Origin of the sequence: Psychrobacter sp. MES7-P7E, from assembly GCF_002863645.1 — a bacterium.
GTDB lineage: Bacteria > Pseudomonadota > Gammaproteobacteria > Pseudomonadales > Moraxellaceae > Psychrobacter.
Genome location: NZ_PJBU01000111.1, coordinates 52,033 through 70,609, shown reverse-complemented (window position 1 = coordinate 70,609; position 18,577 = coordinate 52,033). Strand labels below are relative to the sequence as shown.

Below are 18,577 nucleotides of genomic sequence, written 5' to 3'. Positions count from 1 at the left end.
ATGGCAATCATACAAACCGTCGCCGCATGGTTTGGTTACGCGCCGCGTGACCCCGTGGACGGCAATCAAAACGCTACTCGTACTGTCACTAAAACAGCCAAGCCCGTCACCTTTGATACAGCAATGACCGTCACGGCGGTCTTCGCATCAATCAGATTGCTTGCTGAAACCATTGCTAGTATGCCTATTGATTTATATACCAAAGACAAAGATGGGTATTTAGACACCAAAGCAGATCATGACGTCATGAAACTGCTGAGATATAAACCCAATAAACGTCAAAACCGCATTGAGTTTATGGAACAACTGATGCTCAACTTGGTCAGTGACGGCAATGCATACGTCAGAATTACACGCGCAGGTGACAAAAACTCTCGTATTCTTAGTCTGGATATTATCAACTCATCGAATATGACGGTTATTTTGAAAGACGATGTTCTTACTTATCGTCACCAGATAACGTCAGCTTTCAGTCGCGACTTTAAGGAATCTGATATTTGGCATGTAAAGCTATTTGGCAACGGTATAAAAGGCTTATCACCATTGCAACACGCCGCCAAAGCCGTCGCTGTGGCAGATGCGTCAGACGATAAGATAACGTCGCTCATGCGTAATGGCGCTAAGCCCACGGGCGCATTAATGACAAAGGGCTCACCAACTGCCGAACAGCGCCAAGCAATTCGCGATGAAATGGGCGAATTAACCAGCGGCGATGAAACCTTTATGCCAGTGTTACCACTTGATATGAAGTTTGAAGCCATTAGTTTGACGCCTAGTGACATTGAATTATTGGCCACGCGCAGATTTAGTTTAGAAGAGATTGCGCGTATGTTCGGTGTACCTAGTATTTTGATTAACGACAGTACGCAATCTAGCAACTGGGGCAGCGGCATCTCAGCAATCATTGAGGCGTTTCATAAATTCAACTTGCGGCCCTACCTTGAGCGCCTTGAATTATCAATGCTAACCACACTAATACCGCGTAAAGACTGGGACAAATACCAGTTTGAAATTGACGCTGATGCTATTTTGCGATCAAGTCGAAAAGAACGCGTCGAGATGTATAACACCGAGATCACATCCGGTCAGCGAACGCCCAACGAGGTGCGACGCGCTGAAGGCTGGAAGCCACAAGAAGGGGGCGACGAACTCTATATGCAGCTGGGCTTTGCGCCTCTTAATGTTGTCGCTAAACAATCTTCACTAGACCAAACTAAGGATACCAGCAATGAATAAACACTCACTGCAAACGCTGCACTGTCGCGATGGCCGCAGTGAGCTACTGCACTCTGTCAGTACCCGCCGTATTCCAGTCATCGATACCAAGATACGCTTTGCCGAACCTGACAAAGACGGCGCTGCTACTTACACATTTGAAGGCTATGCAGTCCAGTGGAATAGCATAAACTTGCATGGTGAGAAATTCGCCCGTGGTGCGTTCGCCGATATGATTAGTGCGTTCAACAATAGCGAAAAAACCGTACATATGTATTACAACCACGGTTGGCGCAACATGTTTGACACGAATGCAGCTATGCGTGTTGGTCGCTGGGTAGAATTTGAAGAGGATGATATCGGCTTACGTGTCAAAGGCGAACTCACTCAAGGGTTACCGTTGGCCACTGCTGTTGCTGCAATGATGCGTCACCTTACTGTTGATGGCTTATCTATTTGTTTTTATAACCCAACTGAAATGGATTATGAAGAGCAAGACGGTCATATCTTAATCAAACGCGCAGATTTATTTGAAATCAGTGTCGTTGATGAGCCAAGCGACCGCAGTGCTCGCATCAACCGCCAAGCAGAAACCATCAACAACTTAGCTGATGAACGCGATGCGTGTGACATGCTGACCAAGCTAGGGCTTGATCAAGCCGATGCCCGCCACTTTATATCCAAACTCGACAGTATCATGGGCACCAGCGCTGGTGATATTACTGAAGTTAAAGATCCCTTTGCGTTTTTAGACAAATAAACCATCTCTTTTAACACCAATCAAACCCTAAACAATGCTACCAATCGGTAGCTATTTTTTTGCCTAAAGGAAAATATTATGCGTGATTTTAAAACTGCTGCAATCGCTGGTGCTATGTCTGGCATGGGTGTTATGACCCGTGATGCGGGTGGCACGTCTAAAGATGAATATGAAAAGTTAGCTGGTCAGCTTAAAACCCGCTTGGCCACGCTCGACGAGCTGATTGAAAAAAAGCAAAAACTGCTTGCTGAAAACAAAGATGACACTGAAACGCGCAATGCTATCGCCGAACTCCAAAAATCGGCTGAAAGCGTCAATGACTTATCAGCGCGTTTTACAGAGTTCGAGCAAACGATGGTGCGTGGTGTTCAAGACGGTGAGCTTGATGCCAATACTATCGGCGGCCTAATTTCACGTAATGAAGGCTTATCGAATGAAATTAAAGCCATCAAACAAGCCCGTGGCAAAGTACAAATCGACGGTGTATCAGCACGCAATACAATAATGATCAGCGGTATTGATAATGCAGTCAATATCAATAACGCTAAGATGGTACCAACAGCTGAAAATCCATTGACCATCGTTAATATGATCAACTGGATACCAACAACAGCCGATTTAATCCCTTATGTACGCGAAACAGCCGTCTCATTTATGGCTGATATCGTCCCAGAAAGCGAACTAAAACCAGAGTCTACGCTTGAGTTTGGAACTGATTCACTAGAAGTTGACGTCATTGCTCACTGGGTGCGTGTCAGTAAGCAGGTTCTTGACGATGCGCCAGCATTGGCCGCTTATATCGAAGGCCGTATGTCTTACGGCTTGCGCTTAAAACTTGAATATTTGGTCATCAACGGCGATACCAAAAGCTTTAAAGGCTTAATGAAAGCAGGTAACAGCTTAACTGTAGTTGCTGCTGATAATGCAATCGACACTATCAGTACTGCAAAAGCAAAAGCTTATGCTAACTTTTTGCCACCTGAGACCGTCATTCTAAACCCACAAGATTGGGCAGAAATCGAACAGACGAAAGGTACTGACGGCCATTACTTGTTTGGCTCACCGGGCTCTGCTGTGCAGCCTATCCTATGGGGGCTCAAAGTTATGCAGTCTCCTGCAATGCCAATCGGTAAACATTGGACAGGCAACATCACAATGGCGACTGAAGGGTATCTTCGTCAAGATGCTACAGTTGAGCTATCTACTGAAGACGCTGACAACTTCCGTAAAAACTTGGTAACTGTCCGTGCTGAAATGCGCGCCGCTTTTGGTGTTGTCATGCCAGATGCTGCTGTAACGGGCGACCTAGTCAACGTCGGACCATAAGATTAGATAATTATTAGTTGAAACGCTTCTCCTAGCTGCTGGTAGCACGTCTGCCAGCGGTCTTTTTTATCCTAACTCAATATAGGCATCATCTATGATTACTGCATCTATCACGCTTGAACAAGCCAAATCTCACCTGCGTGTCACACATGAGATAGATGATACGTATATTGCGGGGCTTATCCCTACGTCATTTCAATTAATCGCTGATGAGCTTGATCGCGAGCTAACAGAGGATATCTGCTTAACACCGTCTGGCCAATTATCTGAATCATTGAAACACGCCGCGCTGCTTGTCATCGGTGATTTGTACCAAAACCGTGAAGCACAGCAAACTGAGCAGCTGCACATGAACCACGCACTCGATAGACTGCTGAATAAATATCGCAAAATGGGAGTATGACATGGCAAAGATCAGTCGAGGCAAACTAAATACTCCAGTTAATATATTGCGCAAAACGACTTCTCGATCTCCATCTGGTGCAGTTAAAGAAACAGAAACAGTTGTCGGTACAGCATGGTGCCAGTTATTACCAGTTAGCACGTCTGATTTTGTACAAGCAAACGCAGCTGGAACGTCAATAGACGCCAAAATACATTTTGATTTATCGGTTGTCATCAACACTAGCGACCGTCTACAGACATTGGACATAAGTAATACTACATATGATGTCTTAAGTATTATGCCTGTGCCTGAAGACAACAAGAAAATCGTCTTATGTAGGACTAAAGTAAAATGACCAATGACGACTGGGGCACTGTAGAAGTACAAGGACTTTCTGAGCTTGAAGATAAACTTGCTGAGCTCGACAACAAACTTGCCGGTAAAGCCATATATAACGCATTGGGTTACGCGCTTACCCCTGTCGTAAAAGATGCTAAGAAGTTCGCCGCCAAAGCTAAAGAGCCCCATACCGTTGTTTATCCAAATGGCAAAAAAATAGACGTTAAGCCAGGGCTATTACGCACAGCTATCAAAAAGCGCCGTGTGCCAAAATCAGAAATGAAAGGTGAATTTGCACAAGGTGCCGCTATGGGCATGTATATAGGCACTGGCAGAAACAAAGTTTACCCAAATTATTGGCACTTCATTGAACGTGGCACATCAACACAACCTGCTACGCCGTTTATCCGACCTGCTTTTGACAACAATGTACAGCTAATGATTGAACGATTTAGCCAAAAGCTGAACGAAAATATTGATAAATATTCGGAGTAACCATGAAAGCAGGCGATCGATTATACCCGCTACTGGGCCCGTTAGTAGATGGTCGAATCTATCCTATGATTGCTACTGAATCTGCTGACCAGACACGCCCCTATATTATTTGGCAAATTATTAGCTCAATCCCTGAAGTCACAGATGATGGCGTAACTGGCCACGAATGGGTTCGAGTGCAAATAGATATCTACCACGACGACTACGATGAATGCACAGACCTTGCTCACAAAGTCATTGGCTCTATTAGCGATAACATCCACCCTAGCGAATATGAAAACTCGCAACAAAGCTACGAAACCGAATCAAAGCTGTTTAGACAATCGCTTGATGTTGAGTTTTGGCAAACCACCCCTTTTACCTAATCCCACCCTAGGAGATACACATGGCAGCAATTACCGACGGCTTATCTGACAGCCAACATATCTTAAAAATCAGTACTGATGGTGCAGCAACTTTTATAAAAGTGCCGCTTCTTACTAACATCGATATGCCTGAAATGAAAAAAGCTATCGATGAAATTACCACGACTGATGCGCGCAATACGCAAAAAGTTGTTGTTGATTTTATAGAAATCAATGACCCAGCTTTTGAGCTTGTTTATAAACCGACAGACCCACAACATATTGCATTAAAGGCCGCGTTTGATAATAACGAAGTGGTGCAATGTGAAATTCACTTTGATGACCCAGATGTATCAGGCTACGCCTTCGACGGTACAATTTCTGAGTTCAGCAATGTGACTGATCCTAAAAAGAAACTACGCAAAAAAGGTACTATTGTGATCGGTAGCAACGTAACCGAAATTACATCTGCACCATAACAACTAGCTACGTTGCACTAATCACTGCCCACCTAATTGTGGGCTTTTCTTCACCCATATTTTGAGATAACTATCATGGCTCTAACTAAAAAAAACACCAAAAACGCGGTATTGGGCAAAACACAGCTACTATCCGCTATCGCCTCATCAGCGATGCTCGCACCTTCACGACTCCCTATCAAAGAGCTAGATGCTGACGTATTCGTCAAGCGTATGACGCTCGGCGAGCGTGATGAATACTTTGAAGCTATGAAAGAAGTCAAAGGTAAAGGTAATGTTGAAGCTTTTATCATCGCTCTTGTTGATGAGAACAACGAGCCGTTATTTACGCTAGATGATATCGACATCGTCAAAACCATTCCACCAGTGCTGACTGATGCTGTGATACTTGAGTTTAATGTCATTAACCGCTTCGTAATCAAAAAACCTGAAAAAAAAGATGACACCGACCAACCACAAGAAGACGAAGACTTAAAAAACTCCTAACCCAGCGGGATAAATTTTTTAAATTTAAACTCGCTGGGCATCTGTCAAAGACAGTCGCAGAGATTGACGCAACAATGGGCATCGATGAGCTACGCGAGTGGCAAGCGTTTGACCGCGTCAACCCTATTGGCGACTATCGCATGGACCTCAACTTTGCCAAGCTTGCGCAACAAATCGCTGCCTGGTCAGGCTACTGCAAGGAGGCGCCAAGCCTTAAAGACCTGCTGGTGGTTGACCCATTCCCGTTGACCAATGAGCAACGTGCTATTGAAACCGCAAAAGCAGATGCTGAACGTAGCCAAGCCTACACAGAATCACTAATAGCTAATCTGAAACGACGTGCCAAGGCTAAGTAGTTGCTACGTTTAAGAGTCAGAAAACGTATTAAACTAGATATTTGTACTGTTTCATAATACTATCTATTGAGGAATCAATTATTTAGAGGGTTTTATGAGAAAGTTATTACTAGCTGGTGCTGTCAGCTTTATTTGTTTTGGAGCTAATGCGGCTTATACGTTCCCTGATAATGCAGAAACTAAGACAAAACCCGGAATGACGCTGCTAGATTCTTTGAGTTACACCGTTGAAGCAGATGACGTCAGTAAAGACGATATTAAATTATGTCTGGCAGATACCATTGATAATGATGGCGATGAGATCATAAAGGCAGAGACAGACACTGCTATGATTGCGATGGGTAAAATTAGAATTGATAAGAGCGGATGGGGTAATGATCATCTCATTCGTTATGATGTCAAATTATCTATTGAGCCGAATACTATCAACCTAAAGTTTTATAAGATGGGATTTGCTTACGCAAAAGATGGGGCTCTAGATGATAAAGTTAAGTATCGAGAACCCAGTACAATATTTGGTGGGGGCGGTGATATTACTGTCAAAAGTATTAATGAGCTTGCGGAACAGTTCAGTGCATGTTTGGGAGTCTAGCGAGCACTCAGCCGTCCATTAAATAGCTTTTAATCATATTGAAAAAACCCCGTCATCCGATGGGGTTTTTTATTATCAAAAATTAGGAGTACGGCATGGCAAAGGTATTACAGCGCTTAGATATTTTACTCTTTGCCAACACCGCGCAGTACCGTAGCGAGATGCGCGATACGCAGCAAAGCACCACCACGATGATGGGTGCTATCAAAGCCGACGCTGCTAACATGGCCAAGGTCGGCGCAGCTGCTTTTGCTGGTATGGCAGCAGCTGGGACTGCGGCCATCGGCGTGATGATTAAAGAGCAAACAGAACTGGCAAATGAAATCGTCAAGCTCGCTAAAGTCTCTAACACTAATATCGATGTTATGCAAAAACACATCGTAGCAGCGCGTGCTATGGGCGTTGAGCAAGAAACGTTAGGTGATATCTATAAGGACACGCAAGACAAAATCGGTGATTTTCTAACCACCGGCGGCGGTGCGATGGCAGACTTTTTTGAAAGTATGCCACCTAGCGTAGACATGACCGCTGAGAGCTTCCGCAACTTATCAGGGCCTGATGCCTTGCAGCGGTATTACAACGGCTTACAGGAAGCCAATCTGAGCAATTCTGAACTCATCTTTTACATGGAGTCTATTGCATCCGATGCATCGTTGCTAATCCCACTACTCCATGACAATGGCGCTGGGTTTGATGTGTGGGCAGAAGCGGCTGAAAATGCTGGCGTCATCATGGATGAAAAAACAGTCGCTGCTACTCAAGACTTAATAGCAGCAAATAGCCTTTTGACGCTATCTGTCGAAGGTGCAAAAACCCAGTTTACCAGTGCATTTATCCCAGTACTGGCAGATGTCGCTGATGAGTTGGTAGGTACAGCGGGCGCATCAGATCTAGCACGCGAAATGGGCGAAGACTTAGTCGTTGTCTTTAAGAGCGTGGCTAAGGTCGGTATCGGTGTCGCCGCAGTGTTTGACGTGGTTGGTAGCAGCATTGGCGGCGTCGCTGCCACTGTTGGCGGGCTGCTCAACGGCGTTAGCATGATGGACAGTGTGTGGGTTACATCCCTTAAGATTGCCCAAAACTTTGGCTCTGCAAATGAGATTGCAAGATTGGCAGATCAAGATATCTCTGCATCTTTAGCAGGTTATGCTAAACAGTTAGAGTTTATCGACAACCTAGGTAGTGGTAAGCGTGAAAGCCGCTTCCTTACCGCCGCAAAACAGCAAGAAGAGTTGCGCAGGCAATTGGGCTTGACTGGTCAAGCTGTACAAGCAAATGCGCAAGCAGAGGCTGATGCTGCAAAAACGGCTGAAGCCAATGCAAAAAAACAAGCTTCCGCCGCCGCTGCAGCGAGCAAGGCCGCTGCACTCATACCAAAAGCAGTGAGTGATGCGATATTAGATGGCGCAAAAAAACTAGGCATCAACCCCAATGACCTTGCTTCTGTCATTTCTTTTGAAACTGGAGGTACATTTAGCACCAACGCACGCAATCCAATATCATCTGCCACTGGCCTTATCCAGTTTATGGAAGGCAGCGACGGTAAAGATGACGGCAAATACTTTGGCATGACTCGCAATCAATTCGGCAACTTACTGCCTCTACAGCAGATGGAACATGTCGTCTCATACCTGAAAGGCCGAGGCATTAAGCCTGGAGCTGATGTCGCTGAAGTATACGACGCTGTTGCTGGATATGGCTACAAGCGCGGCTCAGCAGGATACGAATCAAACAAAGTATGGGATGTCAATAAAGACGGTGTCGTCGCAAAAGGCGAAGCAGTAACTGGTAAGCGTTTTAAAGCGCATATCAAAGACTACTACGGCGATGGCGTCGCTATCGCTCAACAGTCAATCAGCCAAATAATGCAAAGTGAAGTCACTGCTGCTGCCGAACAAGCACGCATCGCAGAACAGCAGGACAAGGAACGAATTGCCATTCGTCTAGAGTATGCAGACGAAGTCACTCGCATCGAAGAGCAGCTCAAGACGGCAATCTTAAAGATTGATGCTAGCGGTTTTAATGATGATGAGCGTGCCGCGTTCATCGATGACGCTATCGACGTAGCCAATGCCAAACTCGCACAAATGCAGCTCACGCATGACCGAGAGATGCAATACGCGCAGCAATCTGAGCAAACAGACGCTGAACGCATACGCAATCAGTACGCACTAGAGCGCCGCGAAATCCAATTAACAGTCAACATGGATGAGCAGCTGCGCAAAGCAAAGATTGACGCACTCAATCAAGCTGAGCAACTGGCACTTGATGAACGCCGCTATGCATATGATCGTGAATTGCGAGATTTAACCAGTATAGGCCAATCAGATCTGGCAGCTTTACGCCAGTCATATGCAGATCAACGGCGTGTACTTGATGCTCGAACTGATATCGATGACGGTCAAAAATCCGGCCTACGCAATGCAATGGCAGGCGCTCAGATATACGACACCAATCAACTGCAAAAAGGCCCACGCGATGCGTTTGAATCTCAGCAAGCACAGCTAGGCGGCTACTCTCAGCAGTACGGACTTGATCAGCAGCTCAAACAGCAGCTTGAAGTCATTGAGAATGCTAAAAGAGCTGAGCTACTGACGGTTGAGACTTATGAGCAAGCTAAGTTTGCTACCCAACAGCAGTATCAACAGCAAACGCAGCAAATGATGCTAGGCGGCGCTCAAGAACAATTTGGGTCAGTCACAGAGCTAATGCGCATGGCGTTTGGTGAACAAAACGCACTCTATCAAGCTGCATTCATCGGTCAAAAAGCGATGTCTATCGCCCAAGCAGTCATCGCTATACCAGAATCGTATAGCAAAGCCTTTAATGCAGTTGTTGGCATTCCTTTTGTTGGGCCCGCATTAGCACCCGCTGCTGGTATCGCTGCCGCTGCATTGCAAGTTGCTCAAAAAGCGATGATTGAACAGGTGCAGCCACCTTCAATGCCAGGTTTTGAAGTTGGTGGTTACACAGGCGCAGGGGGCACATCTGATGTTGCAGGTCTTGTGCATAAAGAAGAGTTCGTTGCCAACGCTCCAACGACTAAGCGATTTCGTCCAGAATTAGAGGCGATGCACGATGGTAGTTATGATAAAAAATATCGAAATCAAGGTGTCAATATCAACATCACCAACAACGCCCCAGTCGATATAACTACCAGCGTTAATGACGATGGCAGCATTGAGATGCGCATTGACAAACGCATCAACGAACGTGTGCCGCAGATGATGGCGCAGCAAATCAACACCCCAGCATCACCCGTGCGCAATGCACTTACCAACAACTTTAATCTTGAGCGGAGGTTTTAATGGCAGGTTTACCCAAGCTGATGCTAAAGCCGTACCGCGACGGGTATAACTTTGGTTTAGCCAACCCCACCGTTATCACTCCTACCGCAGCCGGACTCTCGCGCGGCCGTGTCGATAGTGTGGGCGGTGTACATGTGCTTAGTCCTACGTATAAATGTACACGCCCAATGCAACAGTACTTATTTTCATTTTTGCGTGCGTATTGCGGCCAACGGTTTTTGGCTTATCTGATATTAGATGATATCGATCATCAATGGTATGAGTGCATGATTACCACGCAAGGCCCAATACCAATGCAATCGATAGGCGATCAGATATTTGTTACGCAGCTTGAGATGCAGGCTGAGCCGATTGACTATGACGTCGAGACTGACATGACTATAACAGCTATTTATGAGCTGACAGACGGCCAAAGCCACAAATACTTTTCGCAGTTAAGTAAATTGGTTAATGAAAGTCTGCCCGATGCGCTTGGAGGCCTGATATGAACCTAACCCCAGAGCAAGAGCGCTATCACTTAATTGGTAACGCCCACGACGTCCTGCTTGAGTGTATTGAAATATCTCACCCAGCGTTTAGTCAAGTGTATCAATATGTGCGAAACCACACTAAAGGCGTGACCGTCACGCATGAGGACGGCGCTGTCACTCATTATGAGTACGCCCCGCTAAAGCTACAACGGGGCAAATCTAATGAAAAACTATCACAAGAGATTACTGTTACCGTCGCTGACCTTGGCATGATAATTCCGCATGAGATTGACCGCCTTTATAACAGTCCTTATGAGCTTGAGTATCCAATGCTCACTTACCGAAGCTACTTACTCAGCAATTTAACCGCGCCGTATGAGACAGCACGCAATCTCAAAATTATTGAAAACACCCCACAAGTTCATGGTGCAGTATTCAAGGCTGTACAACGGATACTTAACAATAAAAAGTCTGGTCGGTCGTTTACGCTCGACAAGTGGCGTGCGCTAAGAGGATTTTTAAATGCTTGATTTATCCAAATATAGTAATGTCAAATATGACGATGCTAATTACAATTGCTTGCATTTTGCATGTAGTGTTTATCGTGATTTGACCGATGTCGATCTATCAGCCGATGTCACTGAGTTGTGTCAATCACGCCGCCATCGGCATGTCTGTCCTGACAAACTTAGTCGATTTGTCTTGATTGACGACCCGAAAACCCCGTGCATCGCGGTCATGCGTAGCCCTGTCAGTGTGCATTGCGGCGTTTATATCAATGGCGCTATCGTACATTTAGACGAAACAGGCATCAAATCGCAACCACCTCATATCGCCAAACATCAATATCAATCGGTCAAATACTATGATTACAACGCTCACCCGCCGCATACGTCAGCTGCTGCAACCAAAGTCAGTTGAGCTGATCGTTATCAATGATTGGTTTGATTATATTGCCGACAGTGGTGTCAATAAGACCCTACACGGGGCATCAGTCTATGAACTATTGCGCCAGGTTTACTCGGACGGCCTACCCACAAATACTGTGTTTTACAAAGACACACTCACCGCTGATAACATCATCCCAGATAGCAACGCTACTGAGGTGGCGCATCTATATCAGCAAACTGGTCGTATTTATGCGGTCACTTACCCAGCAGATCCATTAACCATCGCAATCGTAGTTGGCATTGGAGCAGCTGTTGCTGTGACTATGTTAATGCCAAAGCCTGAAATACCAAATAGCGCAGGCAGCTCGCAACCACCGTCACCTAATAATAGCCTATCTAGCCGTGGCAACCGGCAGCGTATTAATGGCCGAGTCGCTGACGCTTATGGTGAAAACTGGATGTATCCCGACCTCGCAGCAGTGACCTACTCTGTCTATGACGACCACGACGAAATCGAGTTTGCGACCATGGCATTAGGTATGGGGCGATATGAGGTGACGCGTGCACGTGATGACACAACTGATTTTTCTCGTATACGTGGTGCTACCGCTGAGTTTTACAACCCTGGTCAAGATGTACGTCTTGATGACCCTTCCACTCAATTTGGCAACTCACTGACTGCTAATCAACGCGAGTATGCCTATCTTGTGGCCAAACGTTATGATGCAGTAAATGGCCAAGTATTGCCGCCACCAAACAATTATTTGACGCTTAAACAAATCAGTTTTTCTGGATCAAACATTATCGAGTCAAATGACAATATCAACCTAACGTCACAGTTTAAAGTCGGTGAGACGATAAAAATAGAGCAAGCAATAGACCTACCTAGCGGCAACAACTTAACCGTCACCGACCCAGATGCCACAACCACAACGCCTGTCACTTATAATCTAAACGGCGACTATGTTATTGAGTCAATCTCTACCAATCAAATCACGCTGCAGTCACCAGAGCTGATCAATGCTGATTGGCAACAATTGACGGACAATATCGACTTTACCAACCCGACAGAGATTACGCTATCGACAGAATCGCAAACGCTCTGGTCAGATTATTTTTATACTAATGGCGGCGAACATACTGATGTGCTGTATAACATAGTATCGCCTAACGGCCTATATAACACTGGCGGCGATAAGTGGGAAGCTATCGGTATAGATTTTGAGGTCGAGTCACAAGTAGTTGATAAAAATGGCGATCCGGTAGCAGGCACACTACACACATCGAGCGAACTGATAAAATCGAGAGCATTTGAGCAATATGCAATCAATAATGGTCAAGGCACCCGCATTCGAGGTTATTTGTGGGGCGATGTCACAACATCTGACGATGAGGTTAGACGCACCGCCGCAAAAACTTATAGAGTGGCGAACCCTTATCTTAAGCCAGGGGACAATCTACGTGTCCGCTACCGCCGATTAACTAAACGAATCACGGATAAATCTTGGACACCTGTTCAAGAAATCCGTGTTGCTGATTTGATTGGTATTCGCAATCTATCGAAAGACAATAATGACTATGACCCTGACGCTTCAATGGTCGTTACCATGCAGCAAGCCACCGCTGGGGCATTGTCATTCAAAGAGCGGAAGTTTAATTGTCTTGCAACCCGTTACGTGCGCGACTGGCGTAATAATGACGAACTCATACTCTCTAAACGTATTGATGATATTACCTATCATGTCGGTACCGACCCTGACGTTGGGGGATTAACCATACATGATTTTGATATGCCGCAAATATCAGCGGAGGTAGATCGCGCATCTGCACACTTTGGCACTGAGCAATGCGTTGAGTTTTGTTATACGTTTGACAAAAGCAACATGACTGACACTGAGATATTAGCAACCATTGCTAATGCCGGTTTTTGTAAAGCCTATGCCTTTGGCAACAAAATCCGATTTTATTTTGAGTCTGCCACTGATGTGCCAGTCGCCAACTTCACCGCGCACAATATCCAACCGAATAGTTACCAACCATCCCAAAGCTTTGGCACGCGCAATGGCTTTGATGGCGTCACCGCAAAATATCGCGACCCTGATGACGATGCCCAAGTGACATTGCATATACCGACTGACCAGTCGGCAGTCAATGCTGATGATATCGAACTCATCGGCGTGCGCAATAAAACACAAGCTTATATGCACGCGCGACGACGTGATCAGAAAAACAAACATGCTCGACAAACAATACAGTTTGTTGGTCTTGATGAGTCAAACATCGTCATCGAGAGTAACGTTATCGCAGTCGCTGATCAGTACCGCGCTGATACTCAGCAAGGCGAAGTTCGCCAACTAGAAACTGTTGGTACAGACATTGTTCTTACCACTTCTGAACCCGTGGTCATACCAGTCGGCGCTACCGCTACCATCTGGCTGCAAACGACGGCGGGTTATGTCGATAACATCGCTGTCACTGGTGGGCCTAGATTGAATCAGTTGATACTAGCGCGTATGCCAAGTAGTCCGATCAGCACTGACCCTAGCGCCGTGGTTCGTGCTACATATCAAGTATCACTCAATGACGGTGCTAAAAAATCAGCATATATCGTCACTGACAAACAAAACGCTGAGTTTATGAGTAATGAGATCAGCGCGGTCAACTATGACGATAGATACTACCTGTATGACAACGAGTACATCGTCAATCAATTGACGTGGCTCACCAATTAACTAATAAACAATAACTCAACGCCCACCCTCACACGGTGGGCTTTTTTGTGGGGAAAGGAAATGTCAGATAGTATTATAGAAGAAGTAGTTGGCGGCAGCATGGATTTAAAATCAATGCAGACTTACGTTAACACAACTAATCCCGATGAAATGGTTGAGCGCAGACTCGCCCCACCTGTTCGACCTCTGCAATTTTGGGACACTTATTTTGCAGGATTAGCAAATAGTGGTGTTAGAGCAACTATACAATCAGGCGTAGTGCAAGCTGACAAATTGATTGTTAAAAATAAGCAAAAAGAACGGCTGTTGTTTATTGGCGATTCTTTAACTGAGCTGCAGACAGGTGCGACTTATGCCAAGCCATTGGTCAAGCGTTTAGCGCCCATGTATGGCGGCATGGGTGAATTTGGTTATATACCGCTGACAACAAGCCATGCAAAACTACAAGGCTCAGGTGGTCAAGTTAGCGTTAGCCGCACATCACCATCTACTGTGATAAACATGTGGGGACCGTCAGACAGAAAATGGGATTTATCACCTTATAAATACTCGCCAGATGGACAAGGTATGATGGTTGATGCTGCAAATGCTGAAGCTATTTATATAACAGCACAGGGCTTGCTTAAATGCACCAAAGCTCGTATTTTCTACCTGAAACAACCTAATGGTTGTAAGTTTACTATTGGTTTCCAAGACCAACCAGCAGGCAATAGACTATTGGTTGATACGCAGAACACTACCGAGCAACTTTCTTTTGTAGATATTAATGCCGACTTCCTTTCTCCAATTTTGCAGTTTCAACTTGATGGCTCAGGAAAAAAGTTTGCTGCATACGGCGTACAGTTTATTGATGACTCAAGAGTTGACGGTATTACTTACGACTTGATGGCACGGAGCGGTGTGTCGTTGTATGAGCACAATCAGCTTGTAAATATTGAGACGTACTATCAACAGTTAAAACCTACCATCGCGGTAATTAACATTGGCACAAACGACGCTATCAACACGATTAATAGACAAACCAGAGCACAGTTTAAAAGCAACTTTCAAACATGGGTTAATAAACTACGTACAGCCCGTCCTGATTGTAGAATTTATATTGTTGAGCCTAATAAACCTGAGTTTTACGGCTTAGCAAGCGACCCTCGTGGTGTATTGCTAGAACAATTTACAGCAGTCAGAAAAGAAATAGTTGCTGAAAATACCAACATATATTTTATCGATGTACCTAGACTTGTCGGTGATTACGCTAAGTTCTTGGATAACGATTGGCTAACAGATGCAATACACCCGAACGCAATTGGCAAAGGCATGATTGCAAGCGCAGTTTTTAATTACATGCTGAGCATCGAAGATACCGTAAGTTATGACACTATAATGCCAACAGTGAGAACGCTAAACAATTTAACGCCAATCGCCAGTAAGGTCGCAATAACATCAGTGTGGTCAACTATCGCAAAATATGGCATCAGCAAAAATAACGTAAACGCCTATTTTGATATTACTGTTACTTCCAGCTCAACTGGTCGCCAGTGGACAACTGGGTTAAAATTTTACGCAATGAAAACTGGACAGACAGGTAATACGATTTTTGATGTTCGTGGACCAGTTTCAGCGACAGTTTTTCGCTACGATGCTATATCCACCACCACAGCTTTGGAACTACGAGCCGTCAAAGGTGCTGATAACTACATCGAGGTGCAAGCAAAACTAACGTCACCCGACAACACTCAAGCAAATGAATGGACACTGACGGGGACATCTGAGGCGGCAGTGCCAAACTTCTTGTTTGAAATGTAATAGCATTAAAAATTAAGCTATACACTTTAGTTTTTCTCAAAACAAAAATAGAAGCCGAGTCAAGTTGATAACCAATACTATTTGTGCAATTATCAGTGCTAATAAAATCAGCGCTGATAGCGGTTGGAGCAAAATGAAAGAGAGTATTTTATTTGTAGGTGATTCGCTGACGGAGGCTCATCAAAACGCAACTTACGCAAAGCAATTAGTTAAGCGATTAGCACCCATGTATGGCGGCATGGGTGAATTCGGTTATTTGCCACTATCTGCAACACATACAAAAACACTAGGCTCCAATAATCAAGTTAGGGTCAGCCGAACATCGCCAGGAACAGTTATACACATGTGGGGCACAAGTGATCGAAAGTGGAATTTATCACCCTTTAAATACTCACCAGATGGTCAAGGGTTTTACGTTGAATCAACAAATGCAGAAACTATTTTCATTGATACAAAAGGTCTATTAAAAGCAACTCATGTTAGATTTTTCTATTTAAAACAACCTAATGGTTGTAAATTTAGCTTTGGTTATACAGGCCAACCAGCAGCTCTACGTGTCTTAATTGATAGCCATTCTGAGTTAGAGGAAGTTGGAATGATTGAGATTGACACTAGAGATATAACTGAGAGACTGGTTATACAGTTAGATAGATCGACTAGAAGATTTGCAGGATTTGGCATACAGTTTGTTGATAATTCAATATCACATGGTCTGACTTATGATACGTTCGCTCGCAGCGGTGTGACATTGCGAGATCACAATCAATTAATAAGCGTTGAAATATATTATCAATATTTAAACCCTACTATTGCGATGCTCAATATTGGTACTAATGATGCTATAGCAAAGCTTGAGTCAAGAGAATTCAAAGTGCAATTACAGCTTTGGCTTGATCGGCTACGTAGTGTTTGTCCTGCAACTAGAGTTTATATGATTGAACCAAATAGACCTGAGTATTATGGACGACCTGATAGCACCAGAGGATTTTTGTCGGAAGAGTACACTCAGATACGTAAAGAAATTGTTGATGAAAATAGCAACATACATTATATCGATGTACCAGCACTGACCGGCGATTATGAATACTATCTCGCAAATAGTTGGATGCAAGATAATGTTCACCCAAGCCCTATCGGCAAAGGCATAATTGCAAGCGCAGTTTTTAATTATATATTGAATTTTGAAGATGCTGTAAGTTATAGTATTTTTTAGAATAATCACTAAATAAACGACAAAAACCGCCTTCTTTGGCGGTTTTTTTACGACTAAAATTTGAGGAGAGACAATGCCAAACAACACACCGTTTTTAGATCTGATCATATTAAAGCTACTCGCATTTTTACCAAAAATCATGATCGCAGTAGTAGGCGCAGTATTTGGCCTGATGTTGTCTGGTGATATCGGTAGAGACGGTAAAATCAAAATTAGCTTAGCAGTTATTATTAAATTTACTATTGCAGTGACTATCTCGCTTGTCGGCGGTAGTGCTCATATTGAGATTATGGGGTGGCAAAATTACAGCATTATGGTACATGGGTTAATAATGTTGATGTGGGCAGTTTTTGGTATGTTAGCTATCGGCATCATCTATCAGTCGCTCGCACTACTACAAGGTAAGCCAATAGCTGAGATTATCAAAGAAGTTAAAGACGCAGCGTTTGCAATCTTTGGCAAATAACAGGAGTAAATCATGCCTTTTAATCTAATCAAAGCAGCACGTCAGCTGACAGATATTGCTATCAAAAACAGCGAGATTGTACAGCCTTACGTTAAGCCAAGTCACTATCGACGTGGGTTGCTCGCACTCAATGCCCTACATTACGCACTGCATATTGCAGATAAAGACAAATAATAACCAACATTAAATCCAGCCCCAACTTCGGGGCTTTTTTAATGTCTAAAATAAGGTAAATATTATGACTAAAGTAGTAATTACAGCCGGTCACAGCAATACTGACCCAGGCGCAGTAAACGGCAATATTACTGAAGCCGAGATCACAACTGATATGCGCAATATTGTTGCGTACTGTCTCAAAGATTTAGGTGTTGAAGTTGTGACAGATGGGCATGGTAGTGACAACCAAACCCTACGCCAAGCGATTAACCTGATCAAACAAGGTGATGTTGCTATTGAGTTTCATTGCAACGCATTCAATTTACCAACTGCCGGTGGTGTCGAAGCTTTGGCACAGCCAAAAGACAAAGTTATCTGTCAGAAATTATGCGCCGCTGTCAGCGATGTGATGGGCATCCCCGTTCGTGGCTCTGCTGGGGGCTTTAAACCAGAAAATAGCGGCCAGCATTCACGACTTGGCTACGTACGGGAGGGCGGTATCATCCTAGAACTGTTTTTTATCTCTAATCCGTCTGAGCTTGCAACTTACCAAGCTAAAAAATGGCCACTCGCTCGAGAGATTGCAGATGTTATTACTGAGCATGTTGGCGTTAAATGTAAGCCGTAAACGATGTCGCAATTTTTGACGCAGTTTGTATGAAGTCAGTTTGAATCAATCAAAACAAATTTATTCAAGTATATGATTTAATTGTATTTATTTTTAACTGTTTTATATTAAACTACATCAAAAAGAGTTCGAGTCTC

Annotated in this window: 21 protein-coding genes; all 21 read left to right on the top strand. The window is 44.3% G+C overall.

The window, feature by feature from the left end:
• The 21 genes from CXF62_RS10975 (at nt 1) to CXF62_RS10880 (ending at nt 18,440) form a co-directional block, all read left to right on the top strand.
• Complete coding sequence (locus tag CXF62_RS10975) at nt 1-1,236, top strand: phage portal protein (protein ID WP_102094378.1); 1,236 nt, start codon at nt 1-3, stop codon at nt 1,234-1,236.
• Nucleotides 1,229-1,975, top strand: coding sequence for an HK97 family phage prohead protease (locus CXF62_RS10970; RefSeq protein WP_102094377.1), 747 nt, complete (start codon nt 1,229-1,231; stop codon nt 1,973-1,975). Before CXF62_RS10975 ends, CXF62_RS10970 begins: the two co-directional genes overlap by 8 nt.
• Before the next feature lie 78 nt (nt 1,976-2,053).
• Nucleotides 2,054-3,301 (top strand): phage major capsid protein, encoded by a 1,248-nt coding sequence (locus CXF62_RS10965; RefSeq protein WP_102094376.1) that lies wholly within the window; start codon nt 2,054-2,056, stop codon nt 3,299-3,301.
• Between the two features lie 94 nt (nt 3,302-3,395).
• Entirely contained in the window at nt 3,396-3,704 is a 309-nt protein-coding gene (locus CXF62_RS10960; RefSeq protein ID WP_228153223.1) for a head-tail connector protein, read from the top strand.
• Between the two features lies 1 nt (nt 3,705).
• Nucleotides 3,706-4,041: a phage head closure protein gene (locus CXF62_RS10955; protein ID WP_102094375.1), complete on the top strand. Its 336-nt coding sequence runs from the start codon at nt 3,706-3,708 to the stop codon at nt 4,039-4,041.
• The gene (locus tag CXF62_RS10950) at nt 4,038-4,520 is read left to right on the top strand and encodes an HK97-gp10 family putative phage morphogenesis protein (protein WP_102094374.1); all 483 of its coding nucleotides are present in this window, start codon (nt 4,038-4,040) and stop codon (nt 4,518-4,520) included. The genes CXF62_RS10955 and CXF62_RS10950 overlap by 4 nt, the downstream gene beginning before the upstream one ends.
• Nucleotides 4,521-4,522: 2 nt before the next feature.
• On the top strand, nt 4,523-4,885 hold the full coding sequence (gp17, locus tag CXF62_RS10945; protein ID WP_102094373.1) for a tail completion protein gp17: 363 nt from the start codon (nt 4,523-4,525) through the stop codon (nt 4,883-4,885).
• Between the two features lie 20 nt (nt 4,886-4,905).
• Nucleotides 4,906-5,343, top strand: coding sequence for a hypothetical protein (locus CXF62_RS10940; protein WP_102094372.1), 438 nt, complete (start codon nt 4,906-4,908; stop codon nt 5,341-5,343).
• Nucleotides 5,344-5,418: 75 nt separating this feature from the next.
• Entirely contained in the window at nt 5,419-5,829 is a 411-nt protein-coding gene (locus CXF62_RS10935; protein WP_102094371.1) for a hypothetical protein, read from the top strand.
• 74 nt (nt 5,830-5,903) lie between these two features.
• On the top strand, nt 5,904-6,185 hold the full coding sequence (locus tag CXF62_RS10930) for a phage tail assembly protein T (RefSeq protein WP_102094370.1): 282 nt from the start codon (nt 5,904-5,906) through the stop codon (nt 6,183-6,185).
• Between the two features lie 94 nt (nt 6,186-6,279).
• Nucleotides 6,280-6,777: a hypothetical protein gene (locus CXF62_RS10925; RefSeq protein ID WP_102094369.1), complete on the top strand. Its 498-nt coding sequence runs from the start codon at nt 6,280-6,282 to the stop codon at nt 6,775-6,777.
• A gap of 95 nt (nt 6,778-6,872) precedes the next feature.
• The gene (locus tag CXF62_RS10920) at nt 6,873-10,085 is read left to right on the top strand and encodes a hypothetical protein (RefSeq protein WP_102094368.1); all 3,213 of its coding nucleotides are present in this window, start codon (nt 6,873-6,875) and stop codon (nt 10,083-10,085) included.
• On the top strand, nt 10,085-10,573 hold the full coding sequence (locus CXF62_RS10915) for a hypothetical protein (RefSeq protein WP_102094367.1): 489 nt from the start codon (nt 10,085-10,087) through the stop codon (nt 10,571-10,573). The genes CXF62_RS10920 and CXF62_RS10915 overlap by 1 nt, the downstream gene beginning before the upstream one ends.
• Nucleotides 10,570-11,085 (top strand): DUF1833 family protein, encoded by a 516-nt coding sequence (locus CXF62_RS10910; protein ID WP_102094366.1) that lies wholly within the window; start codon nt 10,570-10,572, stop codon nt 11,083-11,085. The genes CXF62_RS10915 and CXF62_RS10910 overlap by 4 nt, the downstream gene beginning before the upstream one ends.
• Nucleotides 11,078-11,476 (top strand): hypothetical protein, encoded by a 399-nt coding sequence (locus tag CXF62_RS10905; protein ID WP_102094365.1) that lies wholly within the window; start codon nt 11,078-11,080, stop codon nt 11,474-11,476. Before CXF62_RS10910 ends, CXF62_RS10905 begins: the two co-directional genes overlap by 8 nt.
• Nucleotides 11,421-14,177, top strand: coding sequence for a host specificity factor TipJ family phage tail protein (locus tag CXF62_RS10900; RefSeq protein WP_102094364.1), 2,757 nt, complete (start codon nt 11,421-11,423; stop codon nt 14,175-14,177). The genes CXF62_RS10905 and CXF62_RS10900 overlap by 56 nt, the downstream gene beginning before the upstream one ends.
• A gap of 60 nt (nt 14,178-14,237) precedes the next feature.
• Nucleotides 14,238-15,977 carry an SGNH/GDSL hydrolase family protein gene (locus CXF62_RS10895; protein WP_102094363.1) on the top strand — a complete coding sequence of 580 codons (1,740 nt, stop codon included), beginning with the start codon at nt 14,238-14,240 and terminating at the stop codon, nt 15,975-15,977.
• A 64-nt stretch (nt 15,978-16,041) separates the two neighbouring features.
• Nucleotides 16,042-17,190 carry an SGNH/GDSL hydrolase family protein gene (locus CXF62_RS10890; protein WP_145990556.1) on the top strand — a complete coding sequence of 383 codons (1,149 nt, stop codon included), beginning with the start codon at nt 16,042-16,044 and terminating at the stop codon, nt 17,188-17,190.
• A gap of 73 nt (nt 17,191-17,263) precedes the next feature.
• Nucleotides 17,264-17,656 carry a hypothetical protein gene (locus CXF62_RS10885; protein ID WP_102094361.1) on the top strand — a complete coding sequence of 131 codons (393 nt, stop codon included), beginning with the start codon at nt 17,264-17,266 and terminating at the stop codon, nt 17,654-17,656.
• A 12-nt stretch (nt 17,657-17,668) separates the two neighbouring features.
• Nucleotides 17,669-17,830 (top strand): hypothetical protein, encoded by a 162-nt coding sequence (locus CXF62_RS14750; RefSeq protein ID WP_185156647.1) that lies wholly within the window; start codon nt 17,669-17,671, stop codon nt 17,828-17,830.
• 64 nt (nt 17,831-17,894) lie between these two features.
• Nucleotides 17,895-18,440: an N-acetylmuramoyl-L-alanine amidase gene (locus CXF62_RS10880; protein WP_102094360.1), complete on the top strand. Its 546-nt coding sequence runs from the start codon at nt 17,895-17,897 to the stop codon at nt 18,438-18,440.
• Nucleotides 18,441-18,577: the final 137 nt, after the last annotated feature.

Coding starts and splice junctions, on each gene's coding strand:
- CXF62_RS10935 (WP_102094371.1), top strand. CDS start 5,419: ATGGCTCTAACTAAAAAAAACACCAAAAACGCGGTATTGGGCAAAACA.
- CXF62_RS10960 (WP_228153223.1), top strand. CDS start 3,396: ATGATTACTGCATCTATCACGCTTGAACAAGCCAAATCTCACCTGCGT.
- gp17 (WP_102094373.1), top strand. CDS start 4,523: ATGAAAGCAGGCGATCGATTATACCCGCTACTGGGCCCGTTAGTAGAT.
- CXF62_RS10915 (WP_102094367.1), top strand. CDS start 10,085: ATGGCAGGTTTACCCAAGCTGATGCTAAAGCCGTACCGCGACGGGTAT.
- CXF62_RS10885 (WP_102094361.1), top strand. CDS start 17,264: ATGCCAAACAACACACCGTTTTTAGATCTGATCATATTAAAGCTACTC.
- CXF62_RS10940 (WP_102094372.1), top strand. CDS start 4,906: ATGGCAGCAATTACCGACGGCTTATCTGACAGCCAACATATCTTAAAA.
- CXF62_RS10895 (WP_102094363.1), top strand. CDS start 14,238: ATGTCAGATAGTATTATAGAAGAAGTAGTTGGCGGCAGCATGGATTTA.
- CXF62_RS10955 (WP_102094375.1), top strand. CDS start 3,706: ATGGCAAAGATCAGTCGAGGCAAACTAAATACTCCAGTTAATATATTG.
- CXF62_RS10905 (WP_102094365.1), top strand. CDS start 11,078: ATGCTTGATTTATCCAAATATAGTAATGTCAAATATGACGATGCTAAT.
- CXF62_RS10880 (WP_102094360.1), top strand. CDS start 17,895: ATGACTAAAGTAGTAATTACAGCCGGTCACAGCAATACTGACCCAGGC.
- CXF62_RS10975 (WP_102094378.1), top strand. CDS start 1: ATGGCAATCATACAAACCGTCGCCGCATGGTTTGGTTACGCGCCGCGT.
- CXF62_RS10910 (WP_102094366.1), top strand. CDS start 10,570: ATGAACCTAACCCCAGAGCAAGAGCGCTATCACTTAATTGGTAACGCC.
- CXF62_RS10930 (WP_102094370.1), top strand. CDS start 5,904: ATGGGCATCGATGAGCTACGCGAGTGGCAAGCGTTTGACCGCGTCAAC.
- CXF62_RS10925 (WP_102094369.1), top strand. CDS start 6,280: ATGAGAAAGTTATTACTAGCTGGTGCTGTCAGCTTTATTTGTTTTGGA.
- CXF62_RS14750 (WP_185156647.1), top strand. CDS start 17,669: ATGCCTTTTAATCTAATCAAAGCAGCACGTCAGCTGACAGATATTGCT.
- CXF62_RS10920 (WP_102094368.1), top strand. CDS start 6,873: ATGGCAAAGGTATTACAGCGCTTAGATATTTTACTCTTTGCCAACACC.
- CXF62_RS10965 (WP_102094376.1), top strand. CDS start 2,054: ATGCGTGATTTTAAAACTGCTGCAATCGCTGGTGCTATGTCTGGCATG.
- CXF62_RS10970 (WP_102094377.1), top strand. CDS start 1,229: ATGAATAAACACTCACTGCAAACGCTGCACTGTCGCGATGGCCGCAGT.
- CXF62_RS10950 (WP_102094374.1), top strand. CDS start 4,038: ATGACCAATGACGACTGGGGCACTGTAGAAGTACAAGGACTTTCTGAG.
- CXF62_RS10900 (WP_102094364.1), top strand. CDS start 11,421: ATGATTACAACGCTCACCCGCCGCATACGTCAGCTGCTGCAACCAAAG.